Genomic DNA, 24,114 nt, shown 5'->3' on the forward strand with positions numbered 1-24,114 from the left:
ATTTTATGTCACTTTTCTTTGAATGTAACCAAAGAAGAGGTTTTTCCTGATGTGACCTTATTTTTTGTCTCTACTATGTAGCCCACGTTTTTCCAGACCGCGGTAGATTAACTGCTGCTGGATAATGGTTACTAGGTTACTGACGATATAGTACAGAACCAGACCTGATGGGAACCACAGGAAGAATACAGTAAATACAACCGGCATAAAGGTCATAATTTTTTGTTGCATCGGATCAGTGACTGCTGTTGGTGACAGTTTCTGAATGATGAGCATCGTCACACCCATTAATAATGGCAGGATATAGTACGGATCTTGTGCTGATAAGTCTTGGATCCATAATATAAATGGTGCATGACGTAATTCAACCGAGCCCATTAACATATAGTATAAGGCAAGGAAGATTGGCATCTGGATAATCAGCGGTAAACAACCACCAAGAGGATTAACTTTCTCTTGTTTGTATAACGCCATCATTTCTTGGCTCATACGTTGTTTATCATCACCAATACGCTCACGAAGTGCCGCCAGTTTTGGTTGCAGTAAACGCATTTTCGCCATAGAGGTGTATTGCGCTTTCGTGAGTGGATACATAATACCACGAACGATAAAGGTGATCATGATGATGGAGAAACCCCAGTTACCGATAAAGCTGTGCAGGAATTTCAGCAGCTTAAACAGTGGCTGAGAGATAAACCATAACCAACCATAGTCAACAGATAGGTCTAAATGTGGTGCGATTGCAGACATTTCAGACTGGATCTCAGGCCCGACCCATAATGTTGAAGTGATATCCTGTGTGCTATTCGGTGCAACAGTAATAGGTGCTGATTTATAACCAATCAGTGCGATAGATTTATTATCTAAAGTGATAGAGTAGAAGTTGTTATTCTGACTATCTTTAGCTGGGATCCACGCGGTTGCGAAGTATTGTTGTAACATCGCAATCCAACCATTGTTGGTTGTGATAGAAAGGTTTTTATCTTCGATATCACCAAAGCTATATTTTTTATAGTTGGTTTCATCTGATGAATAAGCCGCACCACGATAGGTATGTAGCGCAAAGTTGCTACTTCCAGTATCACGGTGTTCTGGTAACTTAACAGATTGTTTTAACTGACCATAAAAGTTCATTGTCAGTGTTTTATCTGTTGGGTTCTCAACTTTGTATTCAATACCAATGTCATACTGACCTTTTTTCAGAATAAAGGTTTTGACGAATTTCACGCCTTCTTCATTCACAAAAGTCATAGGTACACGTAATTCATCTTGGTTTTCACCTAAGATAAATTCTTGTTGTGTGGCACTGTAGACAGGGCGAGATTTCTGATCTGGACCATCAGGGCCAATTAAGCCACTTTGAGCCTGATACAGGAATTGAGGTGTAGTTTCCAGTAAACGGAAAGGGGTTTTTGAATTAAGCTCGGCGGGATAGGCTAACAAATCAGCCTCATCGATAGTACCGCCCTGAGTATTGATACGAAGATCAAGTACGTCAGTTTTTACGGTAATCAATTTTGCCTGCTCATTGCTGTTACCAGTCACAGCAAGACTATCACTGCTTGGCATGTCCGCTTGTTGCGAGACCTGAGTAGTAGTGGTGGTGTTTTGTGATACTTTATCACCCTCCCACTGCTGCCAGATCAGGAAAGAAACGAACAGTAAAGCGATGAATAGAAGATTGCGTTGCGAATCCATCGTTAATTTTCTCTGTTATCGTCGTTTTTTCTAGGTGGGACAGGATCATCACCACCTTCGTGTAAAGGGTGGCATTTTAATATGCGTTTCACTGTTAACCAACTACCTTTTATCATTCCAAACCTGCGCAATGCCTCAATACCATAATGAGAGCACGTAGGATTGAAACGACAACGAGGCCCCAACAGAGGACTAATCCCCAGTTGATAGCCCCTAATCAGCAAGATCAGGATTTTTGAGCCAAGCGACAATGACGACGCCATAATTTACCCAACACTTCCGTCAATTGGTGGTTATCAAGTTCAGCTACCCCCTTCCTTACTAATACCACAAAATCCATAGCAGGTAATTGATGCTGATGTAAACGAAAGTATTCACGGGCTAATCGTTTAATCCGATTACGCTCATGAGCACGTTTAACGTTTTTCTTTGCGATAGTTAGACCGATGCGGGGATGCCCCAGCTCATTCTGGCGACCCAAAATTGTAACTTCTGGTGAACTCGCACGCTGTGGCTGCTGGAAAACAAAATTGAAATGCTTGGGAGTTAACAAACGTAACTCCCTTGGAAAAGCGAGCTTAACCACGGAATGGTTAGCTTTTATTATTTCGAAGAAACGGTCAGACGAGCGCGGCCTTTCGCACGACGGCGAGCCAGAACCTGACGACCATTTTTAGTGGCCATACGAGCGCGGAAGCCGTGGTTACGGTTGCGCTTCAGTACAGACGGTTGAAAAGTGCGTTTCATAGCGATTTCTACCTACTTTATATTATTACTGATTCAGCAAATGCGTTGACAGACAGGAGTGCAATAAATAAACAAACCAGTACTTCAATCGCAGCATCAATGATGGAAAGATGCGGGATTGTAATAAAATCACTCAAATGCGTCAATGAAGATGACGTTTTAAGTACCGATTTTTGTCGTCTTTTTTAGCAAACCCGATTATCAATCCTTACTTATGCGCAACGCTCGCTCTTATCGATACCCTAAAAAGGGAAGATAAAGGGCGAATTGTTGGTACAAGCACGCAGGGTGCAAGATTATACGGACTCAGGGTGAAAGCGCAAGGATCTTTGGTGGATCATCATGCAGATAATTGATCATCCTTTATAAGAAGAGCAGAAATTTACTTACAGAAAGTTATCCCCAATTGCTATTTATAGGGTGACTCAAGTACACTAGAACTCCCTTACCTATTTATTTCGGAGAATTATCACAAATAGGTAAGCCTGTGGATAAAAACCATAAAAACTGTGTAAAAGAAAGAGGATCTTCGTTTCATTTTGCGATATGATCCCCCGTCACGATCAGAACAACCAGTCTGCGATCGTGAAGCACGATGTAAAAATCGTGGTCATCAAAGTTGTTCCTTATTAAGAATTGAAGAGGAACGGTGTTGTGTACCTAAGTGTTTAATCACATTTTTCCTGTTTATTTTTTAGTCTTGTTTTTGAGGGGAGTCCGCCGTGTCACTTTCGCTTTGGCAGCATTGTCTTGCCCGATTGCAGGATGAGTTACCTGCCACTGAATTTAGTATGTGGATACGTCCCTTGCAGGCAGAACTAAGCGATAACACGCTGGCACTGTATGCACCTAATCGTTTTGTGTTAGATTGGGTAAGAGAAAAGTACATTAATAATATTAATGCGTTATTAGTCGACTTTTGTGGTTCTGATGTCCCTTCGTTGCGTTTTGAAGTGGGGAATAAACCTGTATCAGCACGTACCACCGAGAGTGTTCCCAAAACCGTGACACATCCCGCGGTTAATTCCACACCGACTAACAGCCAGCCTGTGCGTCCTAGCTGGGATAATCAACCGCAATCCCAGTTACCTGAACTTAATTATCGTTCTAATGTTAATCCTAAACATAAATTTGATAATTTCGTTGAAGGTAAATCGAACCAACTTGCTAGAGCTGCCGCAAGACAAGTTGCTGATAATCCTGGAGGAGCTTATAACCCACTGTTTTTATATGGGGGAACGGGTCTGGGTAAAACGCATCTATTGCATGCGGTGGGCAACAGTATTATGGAACGTAAAGCCAATGCTAAAGTTGTTTATATGCATTCGGAACGTTTCGTGCAAGATATGGTAAAGGCGTTACAAAATAATGCTATTGAAGATTTTAAACGCTACTATCGCTCTGTAGACGCGCTATTAATTGATGATATTCAATTTTTTGCCAATAAAGAGCGTTCACAAGAAGAGTTTTTTCATACCTTTAACGCTTTGTTAGAGGGAAATCAGCAAATTATTTTAACCTCAGACCGTTATCCTAAAGAGATTAACGGGGTAGAGGATCGATTAAAATCGCGCTTTGGTTGGGGATTGACTGTAGCCATTGAACCACCAGAATTAGAAACGCGTGTGGCGATTTTGATGAAAAAAGCGGACGAAAATCAAATCCAGTTACCTGATGAAGTGGCGTTTTTTATTGCTAAACGACTCCGCTCTAACGTCCGTGAACTAGAAGGTGCATTAAACCGAGTAATAGCTAACGCAAATTTTACCGGTCGAGCCATTACCATCGACTTTGTGCGTGAAGCATTACGTGATTTACTCGCATTACAAGAGAAACTCGTTACTATCGATAATATTCAGAAAACTGTAGCAGAATATTATAAAATTAAGGTAGCGGATTTGTTGTCGAAGCGACGATCCCGATCGGTTGCCCGTCCGAGGCAAATGGCAATGGCGCTGGCAAAGGAATTAACAAACCACAGCTTGCCTGAAATCGGGGATGCCTTTGGTGGTCGTGACCATACTACGGTACTGCATGCTTGCCGAAAAATAGAGCAACTGCGTGAAGAAAGTCACGATATCAAAGAAGATTTTTCTAACTTAATCAGAACATTATCATCCTAGCGCTATGAAATTTATCATTGAACGAGAACAGCTGCTAAAGCCGCTGCAACAAGTCAGCGGCCCTTTAGGCGGTCGCCCAACTTTACCTATTTTAGGCAACCTGTTGCTTAAGGTGACGGAGAATACCTTATCGCTAACAGGTACAGACCTTGAGATGGAGATGATGGCAAGAGTGAGTCTTAGCCAATCTCATGAAATCGGTGCAACGACTGTTCCTGCGCGTAAGTTTTTTGATATTTGGCGCGGATTACCTGAGGGAGCAGAAATCAGCGTAGAATTAGACGGTGATCGCTTACTCGTTCGTTCAGGAAGAAGTCGTTTTTCTTTATCGACACTCCCTGCATCTGATTTCCCGAATTTAGACGATTGGCAAAGTGAGGTTGAATTTACTTTGCCACAAGCCACTCTAAAACGTTTGATTGAATCCACACAGTTTTCAATGGCGCATCAAGATGTGCGTTACTACCTCAACGGTATGTTATTTGAAACGGAAAACACGGAATTGCGCACGGTTGCTACTGATGGTCACCGTTTAGCGGTCTGTGCCATGGATATTGGACAATCTTTACCCGGACATTCTGTTATTGTGCCACGTAAAGGTGTTATTGAACTGATGCGTTTACTTGATGGCAGTGGTGAGAGTTTATTACAGTTACAAATTGGCAGTAATAATTTACGCGCTCATGTAGGCGACTTTATTTTTACCTCGAAACTGGTTGATGGTCGTTTCCCTGACTATCGCCGCGTATTACCGAAAAATCCGACTAAAACAGTTATCGCAGGTTGTGATATCCTCAAACAAGCGTTCTCTCGTGCGGCGATTTTATCGAATGAAAAATTCCGTGGGGTGCGTATTAACCTCACTAATGGACAATTAAAAATTACCGCTAACAACCCTGAACAAGAAGAAGCAGAAGAAATTGTCGATGTTCAGTATCAGGGGGAAGAGATGGAGATCGGTTTTAATGTGAGCTACCTTCTTGATGTGTTAAATACACTCAAGTGTGAAGAGGTAAAATTATTACTGACTGATGCTGTTTCAAGTGTACAGGTTGAGAATGTGGCAAGTGCAGCTGCAGCTTATGTTGTTATGCCGATGCGCTTGTAATCACGATTAATATGATTTTATCCCGTTTATTGATCCGCCATTTTAGAAATATTGAACAGGCTGATTTGCCATTAGCGGATGGTTTTAATTTTCTTGTAGGACCAAACGGGAGTGGGAAAACCAGTATACTTGAAGCGATTTACACATTAGGCCATGGACGGGCATTTCGTAGTGCCCAAGCGAATCGAGTGATCCAGCATGATGAAAATGCGTTTATTTTACATGGGCGTTTAAGTGGCCTTGATGAAGAAAGTCGCGGTTACTCGATTGGTTTAAGTAAAGATCGCGAGGGTAACAGTACGGTACGTATTGATGGTAGCGATGGGCATAAAATTGCAGAGTTAGCGAAGTTATTACCGATGCAATTAATCACCCCTGAGGGGTTCACATTACTTAATGGTGGGCCTAAATATCGTCGTGCTTTTATCGATTGGGGTTGTTTTCATAATGAGCCTCGATTTTTTGCTGCATGGTCAGATTTAAAACGCGTCTTAAAACAGCGTAATGCAGCACTCAGGCAAGCGTCGTCTTATCGACAACTCTTACCTTGGGATAAAGAGCTTATCTTACTGACAGAACAGATAAGCCAATGGCGAGCTGAATATACAGAAGATATCGCCAAAGATATTGAAGAAACGTGCCAATTATTTCTCCCTGAATTTACCTTGAAAGTCAGTTTTCAACGAGGATGGGATAAAGAAACCGATTATGCACAGTTGCTAGAACGTCAATTTGAACGTGACAAAGTGTTATCATATACCTCGTTAGGTGCTCATAAAGCGGATTTACGTATTCGTGCTAACGGCACTCCGGTAGAAGATATGTTGTCACGGGGTCAGCTTAAGTTGTTAATGTGTGCATTAAGGCTGGCACAAGGTGAATATTTCACTCGTAAGAATGGGCAAAGATGCCTGTATCTGCTCGATGATTTTGCTTCTGAATTAGACGCAAATCGGCGCCAGTTGTTAGCCGAGCGTTTAAAGTCTACGCAAGCTCAAGTGTTTGTCAGTGCAATCACTTCTGGGCAAGTTAAAGATATGCTAGATGTAAATAGCAGGCTATTTAGCGTAGAACATGGCAAAATAGAGGTTAAACCATAGGAATAAAGCGAGAAACGTTGATGTCGAATACATATGACTCCTCAAGTATCAAAGTATTAAAAGGGCTGGATGCGGTGCGTAAGCGCCCGGGGATGTATATCGGGGATACAGATGATGGAACCGGTCTGCATCACATGGTCTTCGAGGTGGTCGACAACGCTATCGACGAAGCCCTCGCGGGTTACTGTGATGAGATTATTGTCACTATCCATTCAGATAACTCAGTCTCTGTTCGCGATGATGGCCGTGGTATTCCAACGGGTATTCATGAAGAAGAGGGCGTTTCTGCAGCAGAAGTGATTATGACGGTTCTGCATGCGGGTGGTAAATTCGATGATAACTCCTATAAAGTCTCTGGTGGGCTGCATGGTGTAGGGGTTTCCGTTGTTAATGCGTTGTCTGAAAAACTTGAACTGACTATCCATCGTGATGGTAAAATTCATCAACAAATTTACCGTTCAGGTGTACCTGACGATCGCTTAAAAGTGATTGGTGAAACAGATAAGTCAGGAACCTTTGTTCGTTTCTGGCCAAGTCTTGATACCTTTAAAGGTGAGACTGAATTCCAATATGATATTTTAGCGAAACGTCTGCGTGAGCTCTCCTTCTTAAACTCAGGAGTCTCTATTCGTTTAATTGATAAACGTGATAACCGCGAAGATCATTTCCACTATGAAGGTGGTATCAAAGCATTCGTTGAATACTTAAGCCGTAATAAAACGCCTATTCACCAAAATGTATTCTATTTTTCTACAGAGAAAGATGGCATTGGTGTTGAAGTGGCGATGCTGTGGAATGATGGTTTCCAAGAAAACGTTTATTGCTTTACCAATAATATTCCACAACGTGATGGTGGTACTCACTTAGTTGGTTTCCGTACCGCAATGACCCGTACGCTAAACAACTATATGGATAAAGAAGGCTTTAATAAGAAATCGAAAATCAGTGCAACGGGTGATGATGCTCGTGAAGGCCTGATTGCGGTTATTTCTGTTAAAGTACCTGATCCGAAATTCTCATCACAAACGAAAGATAAACTGGTTTCTTCTGAAGTTAAAACAGCGGTAGAAACGCTGATGAATGAGAAGCTGGTGGAATATCTATTAGAAAATCCGACTGACGCAAAAATTGTTGTTGGTAAAATTATTGATGCCGCTCGTGCCCGTGAAGCTGCGCGTAAAGCACGTGAGATGACGCGTCGTAAAGGCGCACTCGATTTAGGTGGTTTACCGGGTAAATTAGCGGACTGCTCTGAGCGTGATCCTGCTTTTTCTGAACTCTACTTAGTGGAAGGGGACTCTGCGGGTGGCTCGGCAAAACAAGGGCGTAACCGTAAAACGCAAGCGATTTTACCGTTAAAAGGTAAGATCTTAAACGTTGAGAAAGCGCGTTTTGATAAGATGCTGGCATCTCAAGAAGTGGCAACGCTTATCACGGCATTAGGTTGTGGTATTGGCCGTGATGAATATAACCCAGATAAACTGCGTTATCACAGCATTATTATCATGACGGATGCGGACGTCGATGGTTCTCACATTCGTACATTATTACTGACGTTCTTCTATCGCCAAATGCCAGAAATTATCGAACGTGGTCATATCTTTATTGCTCAGCCACCTCTCTATAAAGTGAAAAAAGGGAAACAAGAGCAATACATTAAAGATGATGATGCGATGGATGAATATCTGATGTCTATTGCGCTTGATGGTGCAGCGCTTTACGTCAGTGAACATGCCCCAGCTATGCATGGTGCACAATTAGAAAAACTGGTTGTCGACTATCATGCTGCGCATAAAATTATTCGTCGTATGGAGCGTCTCTATCCACTGAGTATGTTAAATAGCTTGGTCTATCACTCAACGCTGACAGAAGATGATCTCTCTGATAAAGCGAAAGTGGAAGAGTGGATGAGTGGCTTGGTGAACCGTTTAAATAACGCGGAAGAGCAAAGCAGTACTTACAGCTATACCATCACACAAAACGAAGAAAATCGTTTATTTGAGCCAGTATTACGCATTCGTACTTACGGTATCGATACAGACTATAAATTGGATTACGATTTTATTCATAGTAGTGAATATCAACGTATTACTAATTTGGGCGATATTATTGGTAACCTGATTGAAGAAGGGGCCTATATTGAGCGTGGAGAACGTCGTCAGGCGATTTCAAGCTTTGAAGAAGCCCTAGAATGGTTAACCAAAGAATCACGTCGTGGTCTTGCTGTACAGCGTTATAAAGGTCTTGGTGAAATGAACCCAGAACAATTATGGGAAACCACCATGAACCCAGATACACGTCGTATGATGCAAGTCACTGTGAAAGATGCGATTGCGACCGATGAGTTATTCACAACCTTAATGGGTGATGCTGTTGAACCTCGTCGTGCCTTTATCGAAGAGAATGCACTAAAAGCAGAAAATATCGATATCTAATAACGTTTTTTAAGTCAAACAAAACCCGCTAATTCAATAGGTTAGCGGGTTTTTATATTTATAATATTCGTTGTGTTTTAAGCTAAAATCTTCAGCATACGACGAAGTGGCTCTGCAGCACCCCATAACAACTGATCACCCACTGTAAAGGCAGAAATAAATTCAGGCCCCATATTCAGTTTACGAATACGTCCTACGGGGGTACTTAATGTGCCCGTTACGGCTGCTGGGGTTAATTCGCGCATTGTTAATTCACGATCGTTCGGCACTACTTTTACCCAATCATTATGTTGGGCAAGCAATTGCTCAATTTCGTTAACCGGTAAATCTTTTTTCAGTTTTAAGGTGAATGCTTGGCTATGACAACGTAATGCACCTATACGAACACAAAGACCATCCACAGGAATGATATTTGAACCGGTGTTTAAGATCTTGTTGGTTTCAGCTTGGCCTTTCCACTCTTCACGGCTTTGGCCATTTTCCAATTGTTTATCAATCCAAGGAATTAAGCTACCTGCCAGTGGAACACCAAATTGCTCTGTCGGCATAGTACCACTGCGAGTAAAGTTAGTGACTTTGCGTTCAATATCTAAAATTGCCGAAGCTGGATTTTCTAGCTCTTTAACCACTTGGTTATGTAATGCACCCATTTGTGACAATAATTCACGCATATGACGCGCACCGGCGCCGGATGCGGCTTGGTAAGTGGAGACACTAGCCCATTCAACTAAATCGTTAGCAAAAAGTCCGCCCAAAGACATCAACATTAAGCTTACGGTGCAATTCCCCCCCACAAAGGTTTTAATACCTTTATTGAGGCTATCTTGGATATGTTGACCATTAACGGGATCAAGAATAATCACCGCATCATCATTCATGCGTAGTGCAGATGCCGCATCAATCCAATAACCTTGCCAACCCGCTTGACGTAATTTGGGATAAATATCATGGGTGTAATCACCCCCTTGGCAACTGATAATGATATCGAGTGAGGCGAGCGTATCAATATCATAAGCATCTTGCAGTGTACTACGATGATTGCCATAAGCAGGTGCTGCTTCACCTAATTGAGAAGTGGTGAAGAAAACAGGGTTTATCCCATCAAAATCACGTTCTTCAACCATTCTTTGCATTAAAACGGAGCCGACCATACCACGCCAGCCCACAAAACCAACATTTTTCATTGTAATTACCCTGTCTTTGTCTGTAGGAATAGTGAGAGACTTCACACTAACCTGACAAAATATAGAGAGAGGTGCAAGTGAATTTATTGATTATTTACCAAAGAATTAGAAGTGTTTCTAATAGTCTGCATAGAGTTAACAAAAGGAAACCACAGAACGAACAAATATCACGAATTTGTTAAAAATAATGCGCCATTAATTAAGTGAATATTAAGCATAAATCATTTATAAAAAAGATTAAGATGATTCCGTTATGACTTATTTCATTTTTTTGATAAATAAATTTATATTCTTGTCTAATAAACAATGATAAAAATAGAAAAATGTAAAATAGTGTAATATATAAGAAAAACGTATTTACTTAGAGATAGCTCCAAGCTTTATACTGAAATCCGTCATTAGTGAGATGACATAAATTCATAAATAAAAAATAACGATGAATGTACTTCATTTTATCTGATTTTTATTTTATCTAGATAAAAGCTTTAGGGGGCGCAAGATGGATTTATCAACCTACTTTCCATTATCAACCTATTATTCATATTTAAAGCGGTTTGTACTGTCTCCTACTACAATGGGAACTATTGCGCCTTCATCACGTTGGTTATGTTATGAAATGCTCAATAAATTAAATTGGCAACAAGATATCCAAATCGCCGAATTAGGTGCGGGTACTGGGGTGATTACGCAACAGATCTTAAAACGTATGTCATCAAACTCGGTATTAGATGTTTTTGAGATAGAGCCGGCATTCGCTAATGAGCTGAATAAGATTAATGATCCCCGTTTAACCATCTATACAGCGTCGGCTGAAAAGTTAGATAGTCATTATAATATGATTATTTCTGGGTTGCCTTTCTTGTCTATTAACAGAAGGTTAGGGTTAAAAATCTTAAAGCGGGTACATAGCGAATTATTAAAAACCCAAGGTTGTTTTGTGTTGTTTCAATATACCACTCGATATGAAAAAACATTATCTCGTTATTTTCATTTAGAGAAAAAACGTGTGATGTTAAATGTACCGCCAGCTTGGGTTTATTATTGCACGCCCAAAAATAAAATAGGGTAAATAGAAATCTTATTCGATTTTTATAGTGAAAATGATAAATAAGAATAAATGTTATTTATTTAGATAAAGCTTGAGCAAGCAAAATAATATTTTTTTCAATTTCAGAGGGATGGTGTGCGGCATACCCTAATAATATACCCTGTTTAGGATAAGATTGAATACAATAACGCGATAAAGGCTGTATGGCTAACCCAATTTTCCGTCCCTCTTTCACAATATATTCTTCTGTATAACCAGACTGTAACCAGCAGACAATATGGATGCCAGAATCAGTCGGTTCAATACGAAAAATGTGAGAGAGATACTTTTTTATCGTATTGGTTAACGTTAGATAACGTTCATAACAGGCTTTTCTGATCCGTCTAACATGGCGAGCATAATGTCCTTGAGATATAAATAGCGCTAATGTTGCTTGTTCTAAAAAACCAGAATGAGAGTCGGTGTAGTATTTAGCGACTTTAAAGCTGTCAATTAAAGATGGAGGTACCACTAAAAAGCCTAAACGAAATCCTGGGTACATCATTTTTGAAAAGGTTCCGGCATAAATAACCCGCTGATGTTTGTCTAATCCTTGTAGAGCTTGAATGGGTTTAGTGTGATAGCGAAATTCGCTATTGTAATCATCTTCAAAGATCCACATGTTATTGGACGATGCCCACTCTAATAAGGCAATACGACGTGAAAGTGAAAGAGTATTACCCAAAGGGAATTGATGTGAAGGTGTGGTGAAAACTAGTTTTGCTTGCGGGCATTGGTCTATAGCTTGAGAAATATCCATACCGTCACTATCTGAACGAACGGGGTGTATTTTTATACCATACGATGTAAAGATAGCTCGAGCGCTGTCATAACCAGGATCATCTAACCAAGCAGTATCTCCCTCTTGTAATAGCACTCGAGTAGCAAGATTAATCGCTTGCTGTGTGCCATTGACAATGATGACTTGCTCAGGTTGACAGTTAAGCCCACGCGTTGATTGGGCATATTGGCATATCATCTTTTTTAATGGTGTATAGCCTGTTGGCGAGTTAAAGGTTGCGAGTTCTTTTTTGGAGTGTCGCCAAACTCGTCCTAATAATCTTCCCCAAAGCTCATGGGGGAAAAGATCAATACACCCAACACCCACATGAAACATAAAGTGACTATTGGTATTTAGTTGTGATTGTTGCCAAAAAGCATGCATCTTTTGCAAATTAGGATTAAGTGTTCCTAATTCATTATCGATATGCAATGAAGACGTCGGCAGGGTTGTTTTAACCCACTGATTGGAATTAATGCTATCAGGAATGGTATTCGTAACAAAAGTGCCCGACCCGCGACGAGTAAATAAATAGCCTTCATCAATTAAACGTTCAAATCCGGCAATAACAGAATTGCGAGAAATCGACATCATTTCAGCCAATGTGCGACTTGACGGTAGACGGCTACCCGGAGATAGAACACCTTCTAAAATAGCCTTTCTAACGGCGTAATAGACTTGTGAGCTAATAGACCCTTCTTCTAATACAAGGTTAGGGAAATAAGCTGTTGGTTTCTGTTTCATAAAGTGGATCCTATAAAAACACAAAAAGTGTACCTTATTAAGAGCCAGAATTAAACGTACTATGACAGCAATAACAGGCCGAGTGATATCTTTTTATCGCGTTGATGAAAGTAGAAGGAAGTAAATAAATGAGCACAATATCGATGGCAGTTTCCGTTCAACTTATTGAGCAAGAGCATTATGCTCAATGGTTACCATATTGGTTAAGTTATCAGGAATTTTATAACGTTGAATTATCAGAAGAGATAACATTAAAAACATGGGCGCGCTTTTTTGATGAGAAAGAGCCGATTTACTGTGCTGTTGCAACAGATGGCAAAAAAATACTGGGTTTTGTTCATTATCTTTTTCATCGTTCAACTTGGGCTGAAAGTGATTTTTGTTACCTCGAAGATTTGTTTGTTTCACCAGAAGCTCGTGGTTGTCATGTGGGGAAAAAATTAATCGATTTTGTAAATCAACAGGCTAAACAGCATAATTGTGCTCGTTTGTACTGGCATACACAGGAAACCAATTTACGGGGTCAACGTCTGTATGATTGGGTGGCTGAAAAACCAGGTGTAATTGAATACCGTATGGCGTTGTAAAAAATAGGTGTCACGTCGAGATGAATAGAAAAGAGATGATATAAGCATAACCATCCCTTTTCTGAGCTAGGGGCATTTATTAGCTTTAATTTCGGTTAATTTAATTCTGGTTGGCAATAAAATTCATTGCCAACTTTTCTCGCTTCTTCACAGGCTTGTTTCATAAATGCATCTGCTTTTTGTTTGTTGGGCTCGATAATATGATATTGACCTGAGAACATAAAAGAGGCCATTGCTTGAGCAAATCCTTCAAATGTCATTTCATTGGCTTGTGCAAATAATTTATTGGTTTTTTCCATATCGACAGGAATATTACCTATACCACTATATAAAATACCTAACCAAATGGGGGCATAAACAAGTTCTTGTTGATGCGCTTGTGTGGCTTCTTCAAGTAATACCATCGCTTGCTGATAATCTACTTCACCAGATAAAGGGGCAATAAGCGCGGTTGCTAAGCTGATTTTTCCTCTCATGCTTCCTTTATTAACGGCAGTGGTGGCTAACTCTTTTGCTTCGACATAATAGCTTTTAAAATAAGGGTCAGCATTAAAGAGGTAAATGTCAGCAAGGAGCGCATAGGCATCGGCATAGCCACTTTTTATTGCTTCATTTGCCCACAGCTGTGCATTTAGCAGGTTTTTTTCTACGCCATCCCCCAGTAAATACATTTCGGCTAACTGATATTGAGCGAGTGCATTATGGTTTAGTGCTTCTTTGCGGGTATCTTCAAATAATTTTTTATCTTGCTCTTCGAAATTAGCGTGTAAAGAAAATGAGCAAAAAAGTGTTATTAGACTGATAAAGGTCGAAATAGATTTAATAAATGTCATGTAGAGTACCGTTTATAATGATTTTGAAAATATTACCAATAATAGTGGTATAAAAGCAGTTAATTTCTTTGTCTTAATCAAATAATTAATAATATTTGGAGAGTAATAATGGCTATTGACCTTAGCAATCTTGTCACGGAAAGTCGCAATCATCACAGTGAACATATTGATACACTTTCAACACTTGAAATGCTAAAAGTCATTAATAATGAAGATAAAAAAGTGCCTTTTGCGGTTGAAGCCACATTACCCCATATTGCACGGCTGGTGGATAAGGTCGTAACAGCATTTTCTCAAGGTGGTCGATTAATTTATTGCGGTGCAGGTACTTCTGGTCGTTTGGGAATTTTAGATGCCAGTGAATGTCCTCCAACCTATGGAACCCCCCATGACATGGTGATTGGCTTAATTGCCGGGGGACACAAAGCTATTTTACAAGCGGTTGAAAATGCAGAAGATAATGTCCAATTGGGGGCAGAGGATTTACGCCAGCTTAATTTTAATGCTAAGGATGTGCTAGTTGGGATTGCAGCCAGTGGTCGAACGCCTTATGTGATTGGCGCATTAGAATATGCACGCTCACTAGGTGCGGTGACCGGGGCAATTAGTTGTAATCCTGATAGTCCCATAGCGCAACGTGCCGATATTGCCATTACGCCGATTGTGGGGCCTGAAGTGGTAACTGGCTCATCACGTATGAAAGCAGGCACAGCACAAAAACTGGTATTAAATATGATAACCACAGGTGCCATGATAAAGATGGGTAAAGTGTTTGGTAATTTAATGGTGGATGTTGAAGCCACTAATGCCAAATTAATTGAGCGCCAAATTCGTATTGTGATGCAAGCAACAGAGTGTGATCGAGCTACTGCTGAACACGCACTAGCACAATGCCAACGTCATTGTAAAACAGCGATTTTGATGATTTTAGCCGGCGTAGATGCACAACAAGCAACACAGTTGTTGGCGCAAAATAAAGGGTTTATTAGACAAGCTCTAGCGAAATGATAGCTTTACAGATTTGCTTTTAAACGGAATGATAAATGCTATCTTCGCATTGGTGAGTGATCCGTCGCAATGTTAATAAGCGAAAATTCAATATGTCACTACCTTGTCATATTTGGTATGAAATATTGAAAGAAGCCTTTATTTTATGTTCATGTTTATAGAAATAAGCGCAATATAAATAAACTAAAGCTGAAATGTTCTTTGCCTCTAATTTCTGATGATCGTAATGTACCAACTAATACAGGGTCAGTTGATTCAGTCCAATCAGCATAAACGTAGATTTCCATAATGCGATACCCTTATTTTTTTTTCAGCAATTGGATGTCTTGCAGCTTTCTTCCCAATTCGTCATCAAAGGCGACTTTGGTTAAGTCTTCTAAGAGGCCTAAGGAGGCTAATACGTTGACATAGTGACCAAGCGAAACGGAAGGATCGCCTTTTAGGATTTTTCGTAGCGTTGGTTTAGACAATCCTGTTCGATTATGCATCATTTCTTGGGTAATACCACGTCGCTTCATTGCTAGAGTTAAGTTCTCGCCCAAAATGCTTAACACCTTTTTATGTTTTGGAAAAACGACAGCAGTGCGCTTTGTTGTTGATTCGATGGTATTCATAGTGAAACTATATTTTCTTAAATCTTCAGTTAGTGAAAGTATAGCTTCACTTTTGGCTTTGAGTAAAGTGACTGTTCGATATTCTCAAACAGATTAAAGAGAAATAATACTTTCATTTTTAATCGAATAAGGAAATTATAGTTTCACTTTTACCCAGCTGCGTCGTAAAATAAAGTTACTTCAGAAATCAGTGCTGGAGAGGCTTTTTTGCTGAATGTGTACATTGTAAAAATTAAGTTTTCAGTGGACTAGGATTGGGGAGGTATTGAGAGGTAAAGTTGTTAGCTGTCCTTAATGCGGTAAAACTAATTATAGCTATCTCATTTTAGGGGAAGTGGGCTGTGCCACCTTGTCATATTTGGTATGAAATATTGAAAGGGGCCTTTATTTTGCTAATGAAAACTATTTTAGTTAGTTTTCTCTACCAAGTTTTGTAGATGTTTTGCTAACTGGTCGACGGTTTTCTCACCTGTAGCTGCTTCTACTGTTAAGTTTTCCAGCATATTGCCAGTATCGCGGATCCTGATGCCATTACGATAGAGAAATGTCATGGTCACAAAAAATGCGGTACGTTTATTACCGTCATTAAATATGTGCCCTCGAGCGATAGCGACCCAATAAGTTGCTGCCAGTTCAAACACATCTGTAATGCCTTCATAATGTTTACGGTTTTGCACCCGGTAAATAAGAGCTTCCGCTCTGCCAGGATCGGACATACCGGCCACACCTGGGAAACGTTGTAATATACGATCATGGAAAGCGATAACTTCCTGTGCGCTAACCCATATCATCGATTTGTCAGTGCCTCTACGGTATGTCCATGACGTTGCATCATCATATCAAACTCTGCATCTAGCTTAGCATTCTGGTATGACTCAAATTCAGTTTTACTGATAACAACCGCTGAACAACCGTCTCTGCGGGTGATTTCAACAGGTTCACCGTGGGTCGCAATATCTAATACTTCTGAGATATTGGCTCGGGCTTGTGTCGAGGTATATGTACGCATAATATTTCTCCTATAATGTACATCTTAAGTGTACATTTTAAATAATAAATATGCAATTGTACTCAGTGATCAGAGATAACTATTTGTTGATGTAGTTTATACAAGCTTTTTAAACTCGTCCAAATTCTCTTGCGCTTTTATTTAGTGATATCAAAATATGACTTAAGTAACTTAAAAAGCCAGCATTTACACTGGCTTACTGCGTTGGGTGATGTCGTGAGACTGAATAAATATAAGCGATAATTTACTCAATATTCTGGATCTGCTCACGCATCTGTTCAATTAATACTTTTAATTCAATAGCGGAATTGGTGACATCCGTATTAATTGATTTGGATGCTAGTGTATTGGATTCACGATTAAACTCCTGCATCATAAAATCAAGGCGACGGCCGACAGCCTCTTTTTTACTGAGAATTTTGCGTGTTTCTTTAACGTGGGCATCTAATCTATCAAGCTCTTCAGCGACATCTAAGCGTTGCGCTAACATCACTAATTCTTGCTCTAAACGATTATTATCAACTTGAACTTGTGCTTCTTCTAATTTGCTGGTTAAGCGCTCACGTTGCCATTGGAGAATTTCTGGCATCTGTGCTCTTACTTTTACGACCTCAGCACTTACGGCATCTAAACGTTGCTCAATCAGCGTTTTGAGTGCTTGGCCTTCAGCTTCTCGACTTGCAATAAAGGCATCGATAGCTACATCAAGCTCTGCTAATAGTTCGCTACCAATGGCATCTAAATCTTGCTCTTGGGCTGAGATAACCCCAGGCCAACGTAAAATATCAAATGGGCTGATAGTACCTTCATGACTTTGGCTTTTTACCCAGTTAGCAGAAACAATCAGTTGCCTTGCTAAATTTTCATCCAAAGTCAGTTCACCTTGTGAGTGAGCATTGAGTTCAAAACGCAAGTTACATTCTATTTTACCGCGTGTTAAGCGATTACGTAGACGTTCACGAATAACAGGCTCTAAACTACGTAATTGCTCAGGTAAACGGATATATGTTTCAAGGTAACGTTGATTAACGGAACGCAGTTCCCATGCGGCGCTACCCCACTCTTTTTTGATATCTCGACGAGCGAAAGCGGTCATACTACGGATCATAATAGGGTCTCAATATTGTAAATGATGTAACGATTATAACCCTAGGTATCAACACAAGGATAGGCATAAGCCGTTTTAGGTCGTATAATGCGCCCCAATATGTCAGAGAAAGCGGAGATAACACCATGCGTCCAGCAGACAGACAAGCAGACCAAGTACGTCCGATTACCATTACTCGCCACTATACAAAACATGCTGAAGGTTCTGTATTAGTTGAATTTGGTGATACCAAAGTCTTGTGTAATGCCACTGTAGAAGAGGGTGTACCTCGTTTTCTTAAAGGACAAGGGCAAGGCTGGGTGACTGCAGAATATGGCATGCTTCCTCGCGCCACTAACAGTCGTAATGCTCGTGAAGCCGCTCGCGGTAAACAAACTGGCCGCACAATGGAAATCCAACGTTTAATCGCTCGCTCACTACGCGCCGCTGTGGATTTAAAGGCCTTGGGTGAATTTACTATCACGGTTGATTGTGATGTTATTCAAGCCGATGGGGGTACTCGCACCGCCTCTATTTCTGGTGCTTGTGTCGCGTTAGTGGATGCTTTAAATAAAATGGTTGCAGAAGGTAAGCTGAAAAAGAGCCCTCTTAAATCAATGGTAGCTGCTGTTTCTGTGGGTATCGTTAATGGTCAACCATTATGCGATTTGGAATATGTTGAAGATTCCGCAGCCGAAACGGATATGAATGTGGTGATGATCGATGATGGCCGTATGATTGAAGTACAGGGTACGGCAGAAGGTGCACCATTTAGTCATGAAGAGTTACTTGCTTTACTCGCCCTTGCGAAAGGGGGATTAGAAAAGATATTTGAAGCGCAAAAAGAGGCGCTAAAGCAATAAATTCTATTTTTAAGGCGACTGAAAAGTCGCTTTTTTTATGTCTAAAATCTGTCATTAAGCAATCTTAATAGGAGAAAAAAATGAAAGCCTACCAGCGCCACTTTATCGAACTTGCATTAGCAAAAAATGTATTAAAATTTGGTGAGTTTACGCTGAAATCAGGTCGTGTTAGTCCTTATTTTTTTAATGCAGGTTTATTTAATACTGGGCGTGACTTGGCTTTATTGGGACAGTTTTATGCACAAACATTAATAGATAATCATGTGCCTTGTGATGTGCTGTTTGGACCGGCTTATAAAGGTATTCCCATCGCGACAACGACCGCAGTGGCCTTAGTTGAACATCATGATATGGATGTTCCTTACTGCTTTAATCGTAAAGAAGCTAAAGATCATGGTGAAGGAGGGACATTAGTCGGCAGTCCATTAACAGGGAATGTGGTGATTGTTGATGATGTTATTACCGCTGGAACGGCTATTCGTGAATCGATGGAAATAATCAAACAACATGATGCGACGCTGTCAGGGGTATTGCTTAGTTTAGATAGACAAGAAAAAGGGCGTGGTTCGCTTTCTGCAATACAAGAATTAGAGCGCGATTATCAATGCCAAGTTTATTCAATTATTACTTTGGATGATTTAATTAGCTACTTAACTGAAAGTGAGACATTATCGGCACATTTGCCAGCAGTAAAAGCCTATCGTGAACGTTATGGCATTAATTAAAAAAGCAAAAATACAATAAAATCGCTCAATAGCTGTAAAAAAAAGCCCTCGCCCAATAATGGGCGGGGTGAGTAGTACAATGAATTTTCTGCGATAATTATCACAGATATTGAAAGATAAAAAGGACTTTTACAGTAGGGACAAGGCGCGTTGCCACTGTCACAGATTGGGGATCGCTTAGTGCCATTCCCAGTAAATCTATTTAGATACTCTGATATCAATAGAGCGCATGTTAACACAAATAAGAAAAAAACGGCATATATGTCATTTTCAAATTATTGAGTTAAGTCACGAGTCCACTCTTTCATTGTTACTTGCTCACTGTAATTGCGCCTGAATTAATGGCCAACGTGCTTCAAATTCCTGTGTAGGATGATAACGAAATTCCGTACGTACAAAACGTGCTAGCATACCTTCACAAAACGCAAGCAGTTGTGAAGCGAGTAGTGCTTCATCATGTAAAAAGGCACTTCCTTCGCGAATTTTACGCTCTTTAATCACTTGGCGAAGTTGTACTTCAATTCGCTCATACAATTGGTTAATGCGCCCTTGTAATCTATCTTGCTCAAACATTAATGCGTGTCCGGTAAGAATGCGAGATAGCCCAGGGTTTTTCTCTGCAAAGCCAAGGATCAAGATAAGAATAAGGCGAATGCGTGCGATAGTTTCTTTCTCATCTTTTAAAATCAGGTTGATACGCGAAACTAAGCTATCTTCGATAAACTCAATTAGGCTATCAAACATCTTTGTTTTACTGGGGAAGTGTCGATAAAGTGCTGCTTCAGATACCCCAACGGTAGCCGCTAATTTGGCTGTAGTAATACGTTAACTACCATCACTAGACTCCAACATTTGAGCGAGCGATTGTAGTATTTCATCCCGTCTATTTCTGCGTTTCTTTTTGGTTTCTTTTTCTTCTGCCATGACTGATAAGGCCCCTGCTAAAAGCAAAACAAATCAGTAAACCTTTGCACTAAATAAAAGTGTTAGTGCAAAGGGAGTGATATCGTCATTGATATTAAAATAAATGCAAGACGTCGTGCTTATTGGCGACCAGAGTGTCCAAAACCGCCTGTACCACGCTCTGTTGCCGTAAAATCTTCTACAATATTAAATTCTGCTTGAACAACAGGTACGATAACCATCTGGGCAATACGTTCGCCGGGTTCAATAGTGAACGCTTGTTGACCACGATTCCATACCGATACCATCAGTTGACCTTGATAATCAGAATCAATTAATCCCACTAAGTTACCGAGTACCACCCCATGTTTATGACCGAGACCTGAGCGAGGAAGCACCATTGCCGCTAACCCTTCATCAGCAATATGTACAGCAAGACCTGTAGGTAACAGCTCAGTTTGTCCTGGTGCTAATACCAGTGGAGCATCAAGGCAAGCACGTAAATCTAAACCAGCAGAGCCTGTTGTTGCATAAGCAGGGAGTGGATACTCTTGTCCAATTCGTGGATCAAGGATTTTAACGTCAATTTTTTTCATCATAATGTTTGGCTATCTCGTCAAGTAGGCGATGACTCAGTTGCGTTTTACTACTATGTGGTAAACGCGTTTCTCCATTTGCCCAGATAAGGTGTAATGCGTTGTTATCACTATTAAAACCAGCATCTTTTAGTGATACATCATTAGCACAGATTAAATCGAGTTGTTTTTGTTCTCGTTTACGGCGGGCATATTCTTCCACATTCTGGGTTTCGGCTGCAAATCCGACAACAAATGGGCGATGCTCAACCATTTTTCCGACACTGGCAACAATATCGGGGTTTTTTATCATAGTTATCGTTACTTCATCACCTTGTTTTTTAATTTTTTCAGGGGCAACCTGTTTGGCTCGATAATCGGCAACGGCAGCACAACCAATAAAAATATCTTGGGATGGCACAATATCCATCACTTGTTGATACATCTCTTGGGCACTTTCGACGTCGATACGTTTAACACAAGCAGGTGTCGGCAATGTGACAGGGCCGGCAATGAGTGTCACTTCTGCCCCCCGTTGAGCGGCCGCTTGCGCAATAGCAAAGCCCATTTTTCCTGAGCTATGGTTGCTGATAAAGCGTACTGGATCTAAGGCTTCACGTGTTGGGCCAGCAGTAATGGTGATTTTTTTACCTTTAAAATCGTGTTGAGTCGCAAATTGTTGCTCTGCTAATGCCACCAATTCAAGAGGATCTAACATTCTACCGGGTCCTACATCACCACAGGCTTGGCTACCAGAGTCAGGCCCCCAGATAAGACAACCTCGTTGTGCCAAAGCCGTTAAATTTTCTTGTGTAATCGCCGCACGATACATTTGTTGATTCATCGCTGGGGCAATCGCAATAGGTGCTGCACTGGCTAAACAGAGTGTGGTTAACAGATCGTTTGCCATCCCCATGCGTAAACGAGCAATTAAATCTGCGGTAGCAGGGGCTAATAAAATCAGATCAGCCCATTTTCCTAGTTCGATATGTCCCATTGCGGCTTCTGCGGCAGGATCAAGCAAATCATCCGCAACAGGGAAGCCTGATACCGCTTGTAGCGATAACGGGGTGACAAAGGCATGTGCTGCAGGCGTCATAACGACGCGCACAATAGCGCCTTTATCACGTAAACGACGGACTAGCTCAGGCGCTTTATAGGCCGCAATACCACCACTGATACCCAGAATAATCTTTTTGTCGTGAAGTGTAGTCATGATGAAATGCCTAATTGCATAAATAAATGTCCATAATTTTACCACAAGCTAAGCCAGAGTTAGGCATTCTATGTAATACGATGTTTTATAAAATAAATTATTGTGTATTACCTCGCACAAATTTTATCTGTGGCTTTTTCATTCAACTTGTACAGTTTATAGTAAATTAACTGTATATAACAACAGTTGTTTTGTGATAAATATTGCATGAAAGATAAAATAACAACATAGGCCAATTATAACGTATTGATGTTTAAATGCTTGGCGAAAAGGGAGAGCACAAAGAATGGAAAACGCAACCATAGAGACACTCTTACCGAGAGAAAAACTGCTGTTGCATGGTGTAGAATCGTTAACGGATGCAGAGTTATTGGCCATTTTTTTACGTACAGGCACCTATGAAAAATCGGTATTAGAATTAGCAGACTTTTTACTTAGAAAGTGTGGTTCTATCTATCATGTGATCAATGCGGATTATGAAACATTAGGCTGTTTTAAGGGGATAGGCGTGGGTAAATTTACCCAATTACAAGCCATTAATGAGATGGCTCAACGCTTTATTAAAACAAAGTTTATGCATAAAAATATCCTCTCCTCATCCGCAGAAACCAAAAGTTATTTGCAAAAACGACTTAATTGGCGTGATAGAGAAGTATTTGTCGTGCTATTTTTAGATAACCAAAACCAAATGATCGATTGTGAGGAAATGTTTAAAGGAACGGTGGATCGTGTTGAAGTTCACCCCAGAGAAATTATTCGCCAGTCGATTAAAAAGAACGCTGCATCGATTATTTTAGCCCATAACCATCCTTCAGGTCTGTCTGAGCCAAGTCTTGCCGATAAGCAGATGACAGAAAAAATTTTTACAGCCTGTCAATTAGTCGGTATAAAAGTGCTTGATCACCTTGTGGTAGGGCATGATAACTGTGTTTCTTTTGCTGAACGAGGTTGGTTATAGCCAATATTTTTTAAAATTATTGACAATCTTTATTGTACGGGTCTTGAGCGTTGAGGCCATTGGGCGTATACTACGCCACCTTTGAGGATCTTGGGTTTGGCGAGAAGAGCCTATCTCAGCAAGTTTTTTCTGAGGTGTTTACACAGTTTTTCAATCGTTAAAAGTTGCTGAGATGGGCTCCAAAGCCTGACGAGGCGGTCAAACCTGATACTAAAGCTCGAGCTGATTAGATTTTTGGAGAATAGACATGTCCCGAGTCTGCCAAGTTACCGGCAAGCGTCCTGTGAGTGGAAACAACCGCTCTCACGCATTAAACGCGACTAAACGCCGTTTTCTGCCAAACCTGCACTCTCACCGTTTCTGGGTTGAGTCTGAGAAACGTTTCGTAACTCTGCGTGTATCTGCTAAAGGTATGCGTGTGATCGATAAGAAAGGCATCGAATCTGTATTAGCAGATTTACGTGCCCGTGGTGAGAAGTACTAAGGAGCTGAAAAATGGCTAAAGGTATTCGCGAGAAAATTAAACTCGTTTCTTCTGCTGGTACAGGTCACTTCTATACCACTACGAAGAACAAACGCACTATGCCAGAAAAACTGGAAATGAAAAAATTCGATCCAGTTGTTCGTCAGCATGTGACTTATAAAGAAGCTAAAATTAAATAATTTTAGTTCTCTGAAAAAAACCCGACCATAGTGTCGGGTTTTTTGTTATCTGGCTTGCGCTAAGTA

At 40.5% G+C, this 24,114-nt stretch carries 25 protein-coding genes and 1 pseudogene; 12 read left to right on the forward strand and 14 right to left on the reverse strand.

Going from position 1 to position 24,114, the window contains the following annotated elements:
• Window positions 1-57 precede the first annotated feature (57 nt).
• The 4 genes from yidC to rpmH are packed head-to-tail and all read right to left on the reverse strand — an operon-like array spanning window position 58 to window position 2,445.
• Window positions 58-1,698 carry a membrane protein insertase YidC gene (gene yidC, locus ACYUCW_RS03320; RefSeq protein ID WP_460408207.1) on the reverse strand — a complete coding sequence of 547 codons (1,641 nt, stop codon included), beginning with the start codon at window positions 1,696-1,698 and terminating at the stop codon, window positions 58-60.
• Window positions 1,699-1,700: 2 nt separating this feature from the next.
• Window positions 1,701-1,961: a membrane protein insertion efficiency factor YidD gene (yidD, locus tag ACYUCW_RS03325; RefSeq protein ID WP_012368639.1), complete on the reverse strand. Its 261-nt coding sequence runs from the start codon at window positions 1,959-1,961 to the stop codon at window positions 1,701-1,703.
• Complete coding sequence (rnpA, locus tag ACYUCW_RS03330; RefSeq protein WP_004246510.1) at window positions 1,925-2,284, reverse strand: ribonuclease P protein component; 360 nt, start codon at window positions 2,282-2,284, stop codon at window positions 1,925-1,927. The genes yidD and rnpA overlap by 37 nt, the downstream gene beginning before the upstream one ends.
• A gap of 17 nt (window positions 2,285-2,301) precedes the next feature.
• Complete coding sequence (gene rpmH / locus ACYUCW_RS03335) at window positions 2,302-2,445, reverse strand: 50S ribosomal protein L34 (protein ID WP_004246509.1); 144 nt, start codon at window positions 2,443-2,445, stop codon at window positions 2,302-2,304.
• A gap of 722 nt (window positions 2,446-3,167) precedes the next feature.
• Here rpmH and dnaA point away from each other — a divergent pair.
• From dnaA to gyrB, 4 genes are read left to right on the forward strand one after another with little or no spacing between them, the layout of a single operon-like run.
• On the forward strand, window positions 3,168-4,568 hold the full coding sequence (gene dnaA / locus ACYUCW_RS03340; protein WP_004246507.1) for a chromosomal replication initiator protein DnaA: 1,401 nt from the start codon (window positions 3,168-3,170) through the stop codon (window positions 4,566-4,568).
• A 4-nt stretch (window positions 4,569-4,572) separates the two neighbouring features.
• On the forward strand, window positions 4,573-5,676 hold the full coding sequence (gene dnaN / locus ACYUCW_RS03345; RefSeq protein ID WP_004246506.1) for a DNA polymerase III subunit beta: 1,104 nt from the start codon (window positions 4,573-4,575) through the stop codon (window positions 5,674-5,676).
• 11 nt (window positions 5,677-5,687) lie between these two features.
• Complete coding sequence (gene recF, locus ACYUCW_RS03350) at window positions 5,688-6,776, forward strand: DNA replication/repair protein RecF (RefSeq protein WP_004246505.1); 1,089 nt, start codon at window positions 5,688-5,690, stop codon at window positions 6,774-6,776.
• A 20-nt stretch (window positions 6,777-6,796) separates the two neighbouring features.
• Window positions 6,797-9,211 (forward strand): DNA topoisomerase (ATP-hydrolyzing) subunit B, encoded by a 2,415-nt coding sequence (gyrB, locus tag ACYUCW_RS03355; RefSeq protein WP_004246504.1) that lies wholly within the window; start codon window positions 6,797-6,799, stop codon window positions 9,209-9,211.
• Between the two features lie 77 nt (window positions 9,212-9,288).
• Here the strand turns inward: gyrB and asd are convergent, their stop codons facing one another.
• Window positions 9,289-10,395, reverse strand: coding sequence for an aspartate-semialdehyde dehydrogenase (asd, locus tag ACYUCW_RS03360; protein ID WP_004249769.1), 1,107 nt, complete (start codon window positions 10,393-10,395; stop codon window positions 9,289-9,291).
• A gap of 499 nt (window positions 10,396-10,894) precedes the next feature.
• On the opposite strand from asd, the gene ACYUCW_RS03365 reads away from it, so the two are divergent.
• Window positions 10,895-11,464 carry a class I SAM-dependent methyltransferase gene (locus ACYUCW_RS03365; protein WP_004249768.1) on the forward strand — a complete coding sequence of 190 codons (570 nt, stop codon included), beginning with the start codon at window positions 10,895-10,897 and terminating at the stop codon, window positions 11,462-11,464.
• Between the two features lie 55 nt (window positions 11,465-11,519).
• Here the strand turns inward: ACYUCW_RS03365 and pdxR are convergent, their stop codons facing one another.
• Window positions 11,520-13,007, reverse strand: a complete 1,488-nt coding sequence (pdxR, locus tag ACYUCW_RS03370) for a MocR-like pyridoxine biosynthesis transcription factor PdxR (RefSeq protein ID WP_049208367.1) — start codon at window positions 13,005-13,007, stop codon at window positions 11,520-11,522.
• Between the two features lie 128 nt (window positions 13,008-13,135).
• On the opposite strand from pdxR, the gene ACYUCW_RS03375 reads away from it, so the two are divergent.
• Window positions 13,136-13,594 carry a GNAT family N-acetyltransferase gene (locus ACYUCW_RS03375; RefSeq protein WP_049203077.1) on the forward strand — a complete coding sequence of 153 codons (459 nt, stop codon included), beginning with the start codon at window positions 13,136-13,138 and terminating at the stop codon, window positions 13,592-13,594.
• A 95-nt stretch (window positions 13,595-13,689) separates the two neighbouring features.
• Here the strand turns inward: ACYUCW_RS03375 and ACYUCW_RS03380 are convergent, their stop codons facing one another.
• Complete coding sequence (locus ACYUCW_RS03380) at window positions 13,690-14,427, reverse strand: tetratricopeptide repeat protein (protein WP_004249950.1); 738 nt, start codon at window positions 14,425-14,427, stop codon at window positions 13,690-13,692.
• Between the two features lie 108 nt (window positions 14,428-14,535).
• On the opposite strand from ACYUCW_RS03380, the gene murQ reads away from it, so the two are divergent.
• Window positions 14,536-15,435 carry an N-acetylmuramic acid 6-phosphate etherase gene (gene murQ, locus ACYUCW_RS03385; protein ID WP_017826985.1) on the forward strand — a complete coding sequence of 300 codons (900 nt, stop codon included), beginning with the start codon at window positions 14,536-14,538 and terminating at the stop codon, window positions 15,433-15,435.
• A 299-nt stretch (window positions 15,436-15,734) separates the two neighbouring features.
• On the opposite strand, the gene ACYUCW_RS03390 is transcribed toward murQ, so the two are convergent.
• From ACYUCW_RS03390 to ACYUCW_RS03405, 4 genes are all read right to left on the reverse strand, one after another.
• Complete coding sequence (locus ACYUCW_RS03390) at window positions 15,735-16,049, reverse strand: helix-turn-helix domain-containing protein (protein ID WP_004246498.1); 315 nt, start codon at window positions 16,047-16,049, stop codon at window positions 15,735-15,737.
• Between the two features lie 407 nt (window positions 16,050-16,456).
• Window positions 16,457-16,840: a type II toxin-antitoxin system death-on-curing family toxin gene (locus ACYUCW_RS03395; RefSeq protein ID WP_004246497.1), complete on the reverse strand. Its 384-nt coding sequence runs from the start codon at window positions 16,838-16,840 to the stop codon at window positions 16,457-16,459.
• Window positions 16,837-17,058: a type II toxin-antitoxin system Phd/YefM family antitoxin gene (locus ACYUCW_RS03400; RefSeq protein ID WP_004246496.1), complete on the reverse strand. Its 222-nt coding sequence runs from the start codon at window positions 17,056-17,058 to the stop codon at window positions 16,837-16,839. The genes ACYUCW_RS03395 and ACYUCW_RS03400 overlap by 4 nt, the downstream gene beginning before the upstream one ends.
• A gap of 244 nt (window positions 17,059-17,302) precedes the next feature.
• A complete protein-coding gene (locus ACYUCW_RS03405) occupies window positions 17,303-18,166 on the reverse strand; it encodes a YicC/YloC family endoribonuclease (protein ID WP_004249947.1) in 864 nt (287 codons plus the stop codon).
• 125 nt (window positions 18,167-18,291) lie between these two features.
• Between ACYUCW_RS03405 and rph the strand changes: the two genes are divergently transcribed.
• The gene (gene rph / locus ACYUCW_RS03410) at window positions 18,292-19,008 is read left to right on the forward strand and encodes a ribonuclease PH (RefSeq protein WP_460408208.1); all 717 of its coding nucleotides are present in this window, start codon (window positions 18,292-18,294) and stop codon (window positions 19,006-19,008) included.
• An 80-nt stretch (window positions 19,009-19,088) separates the two neighbouring features.
• Complete coding sequence (pyrE, locus tag ACYUCW_RS03415; RefSeq protein ID WP_004246493.1) at window positions 19,089-19,733, forward strand: orotate phosphoribosyltransferase; 645 nt, start codon at window positions 19,089-19,091, stop codon at window positions 19,731-19,733.
• A 318-nt stretch (window positions 19,734-20,051) separates the two neighbouring features.
• Here pyrE and slmA read toward each other — a convergent pair.
• The 3 genes and pseudogenes from slmA to coaBC form a co-directional block, all read right to left on the reverse strand.
• Window positions 20,052-20,657: pseudogene (gene slmA / locus ACYUCW_RS03420) on the reverse strand (nucleoid occlusion factor SlmA).
• A gap of 119 nt (window positions 20,658-20,776) precedes the next feature.
• Window positions 20,777-21,235 (reverse strand): dUTP diphosphatase, encoded by a 459-nt coding sequence (dut, locus tag ACYUCW_RS03425; RefSeq protein WP_004246490.1) that lies wholly within the window; start codon window positions 21,233-21,235, stop codon window positions 20,777-20,779.
• Window positions 21,219-22,427 carry a bifunctional phosphopantothenoylcysteine decarboxylase/phosphopantothenate--cysteine ligase CoaBC gene (gene coaBC / locus ACYUCW_RS03430; protein WP_036919447.1) on the reverse strand — a complete coding sequence of 403 codons (1,209 nt, stop codon included), beginning with the start codon at window positions 22,425-22,427 and terminating at the stop codon, window positions 21,219-21,221. Before coaBC ends, dut begins: the two co-directional genes overlap by 17 nt.
• A 286-nt stretch (window positions 22,428-22,713) precedes the next feature.
• Between coaBC and radC the strand changes: the two genes are divergently transcribed.
• The 3 genes from radC to rpmG all read left to right on the forward strand — a co-directional run bounded on the left by radC (window position 22,714) and on the right by rpmG (window position 24,048).
• Window positions 22,714-23,385, forward strand: a complete 672-nt coding sequence (gene radC, locus ACYUCW_RS03435; protein ID WP_049203078.1) for a RadC family protein — start codon at window positions 22,714-22,716, stop codon at window positions 23,383-23,385.
• 247 nt (window positions 23,386-23,632) lie between these two features.
• Window positions 23,633-23,869 (forward strand): 50S ribosomal protein L28, encoded by a 237-nt coding sequence (gene rpmB / locus ACYUCW_RS03440; protein ID WP_004246485.1) that lies wholly within the window; start codon window positions 23,633-23,635, stop codon window positions 23,867-23,869.
• An 11-nt stretch (window positions 23,870-23,880) separates the two neighbouring features.
• Window positions 23,881-24,048 carry a 50S ribosomal protein L33 gene (gene rpmG / locus ACYUCW_RS03445; RefSeq protein WP_004246483.1) on the forward strand — a complete coding sequence of 56 codons (168 nt, stop codon included), beginning with the start codon at window positions 23,881-23,883 and terminating at the stop codon, window positions 24,046-24,048.
• Window positions 24,049-24,114: the final 66 nt, after the last annotated feature.

The sequence above is a fragment of the Proteus sp. MB838 genome, from assembly GCF_054767435.1.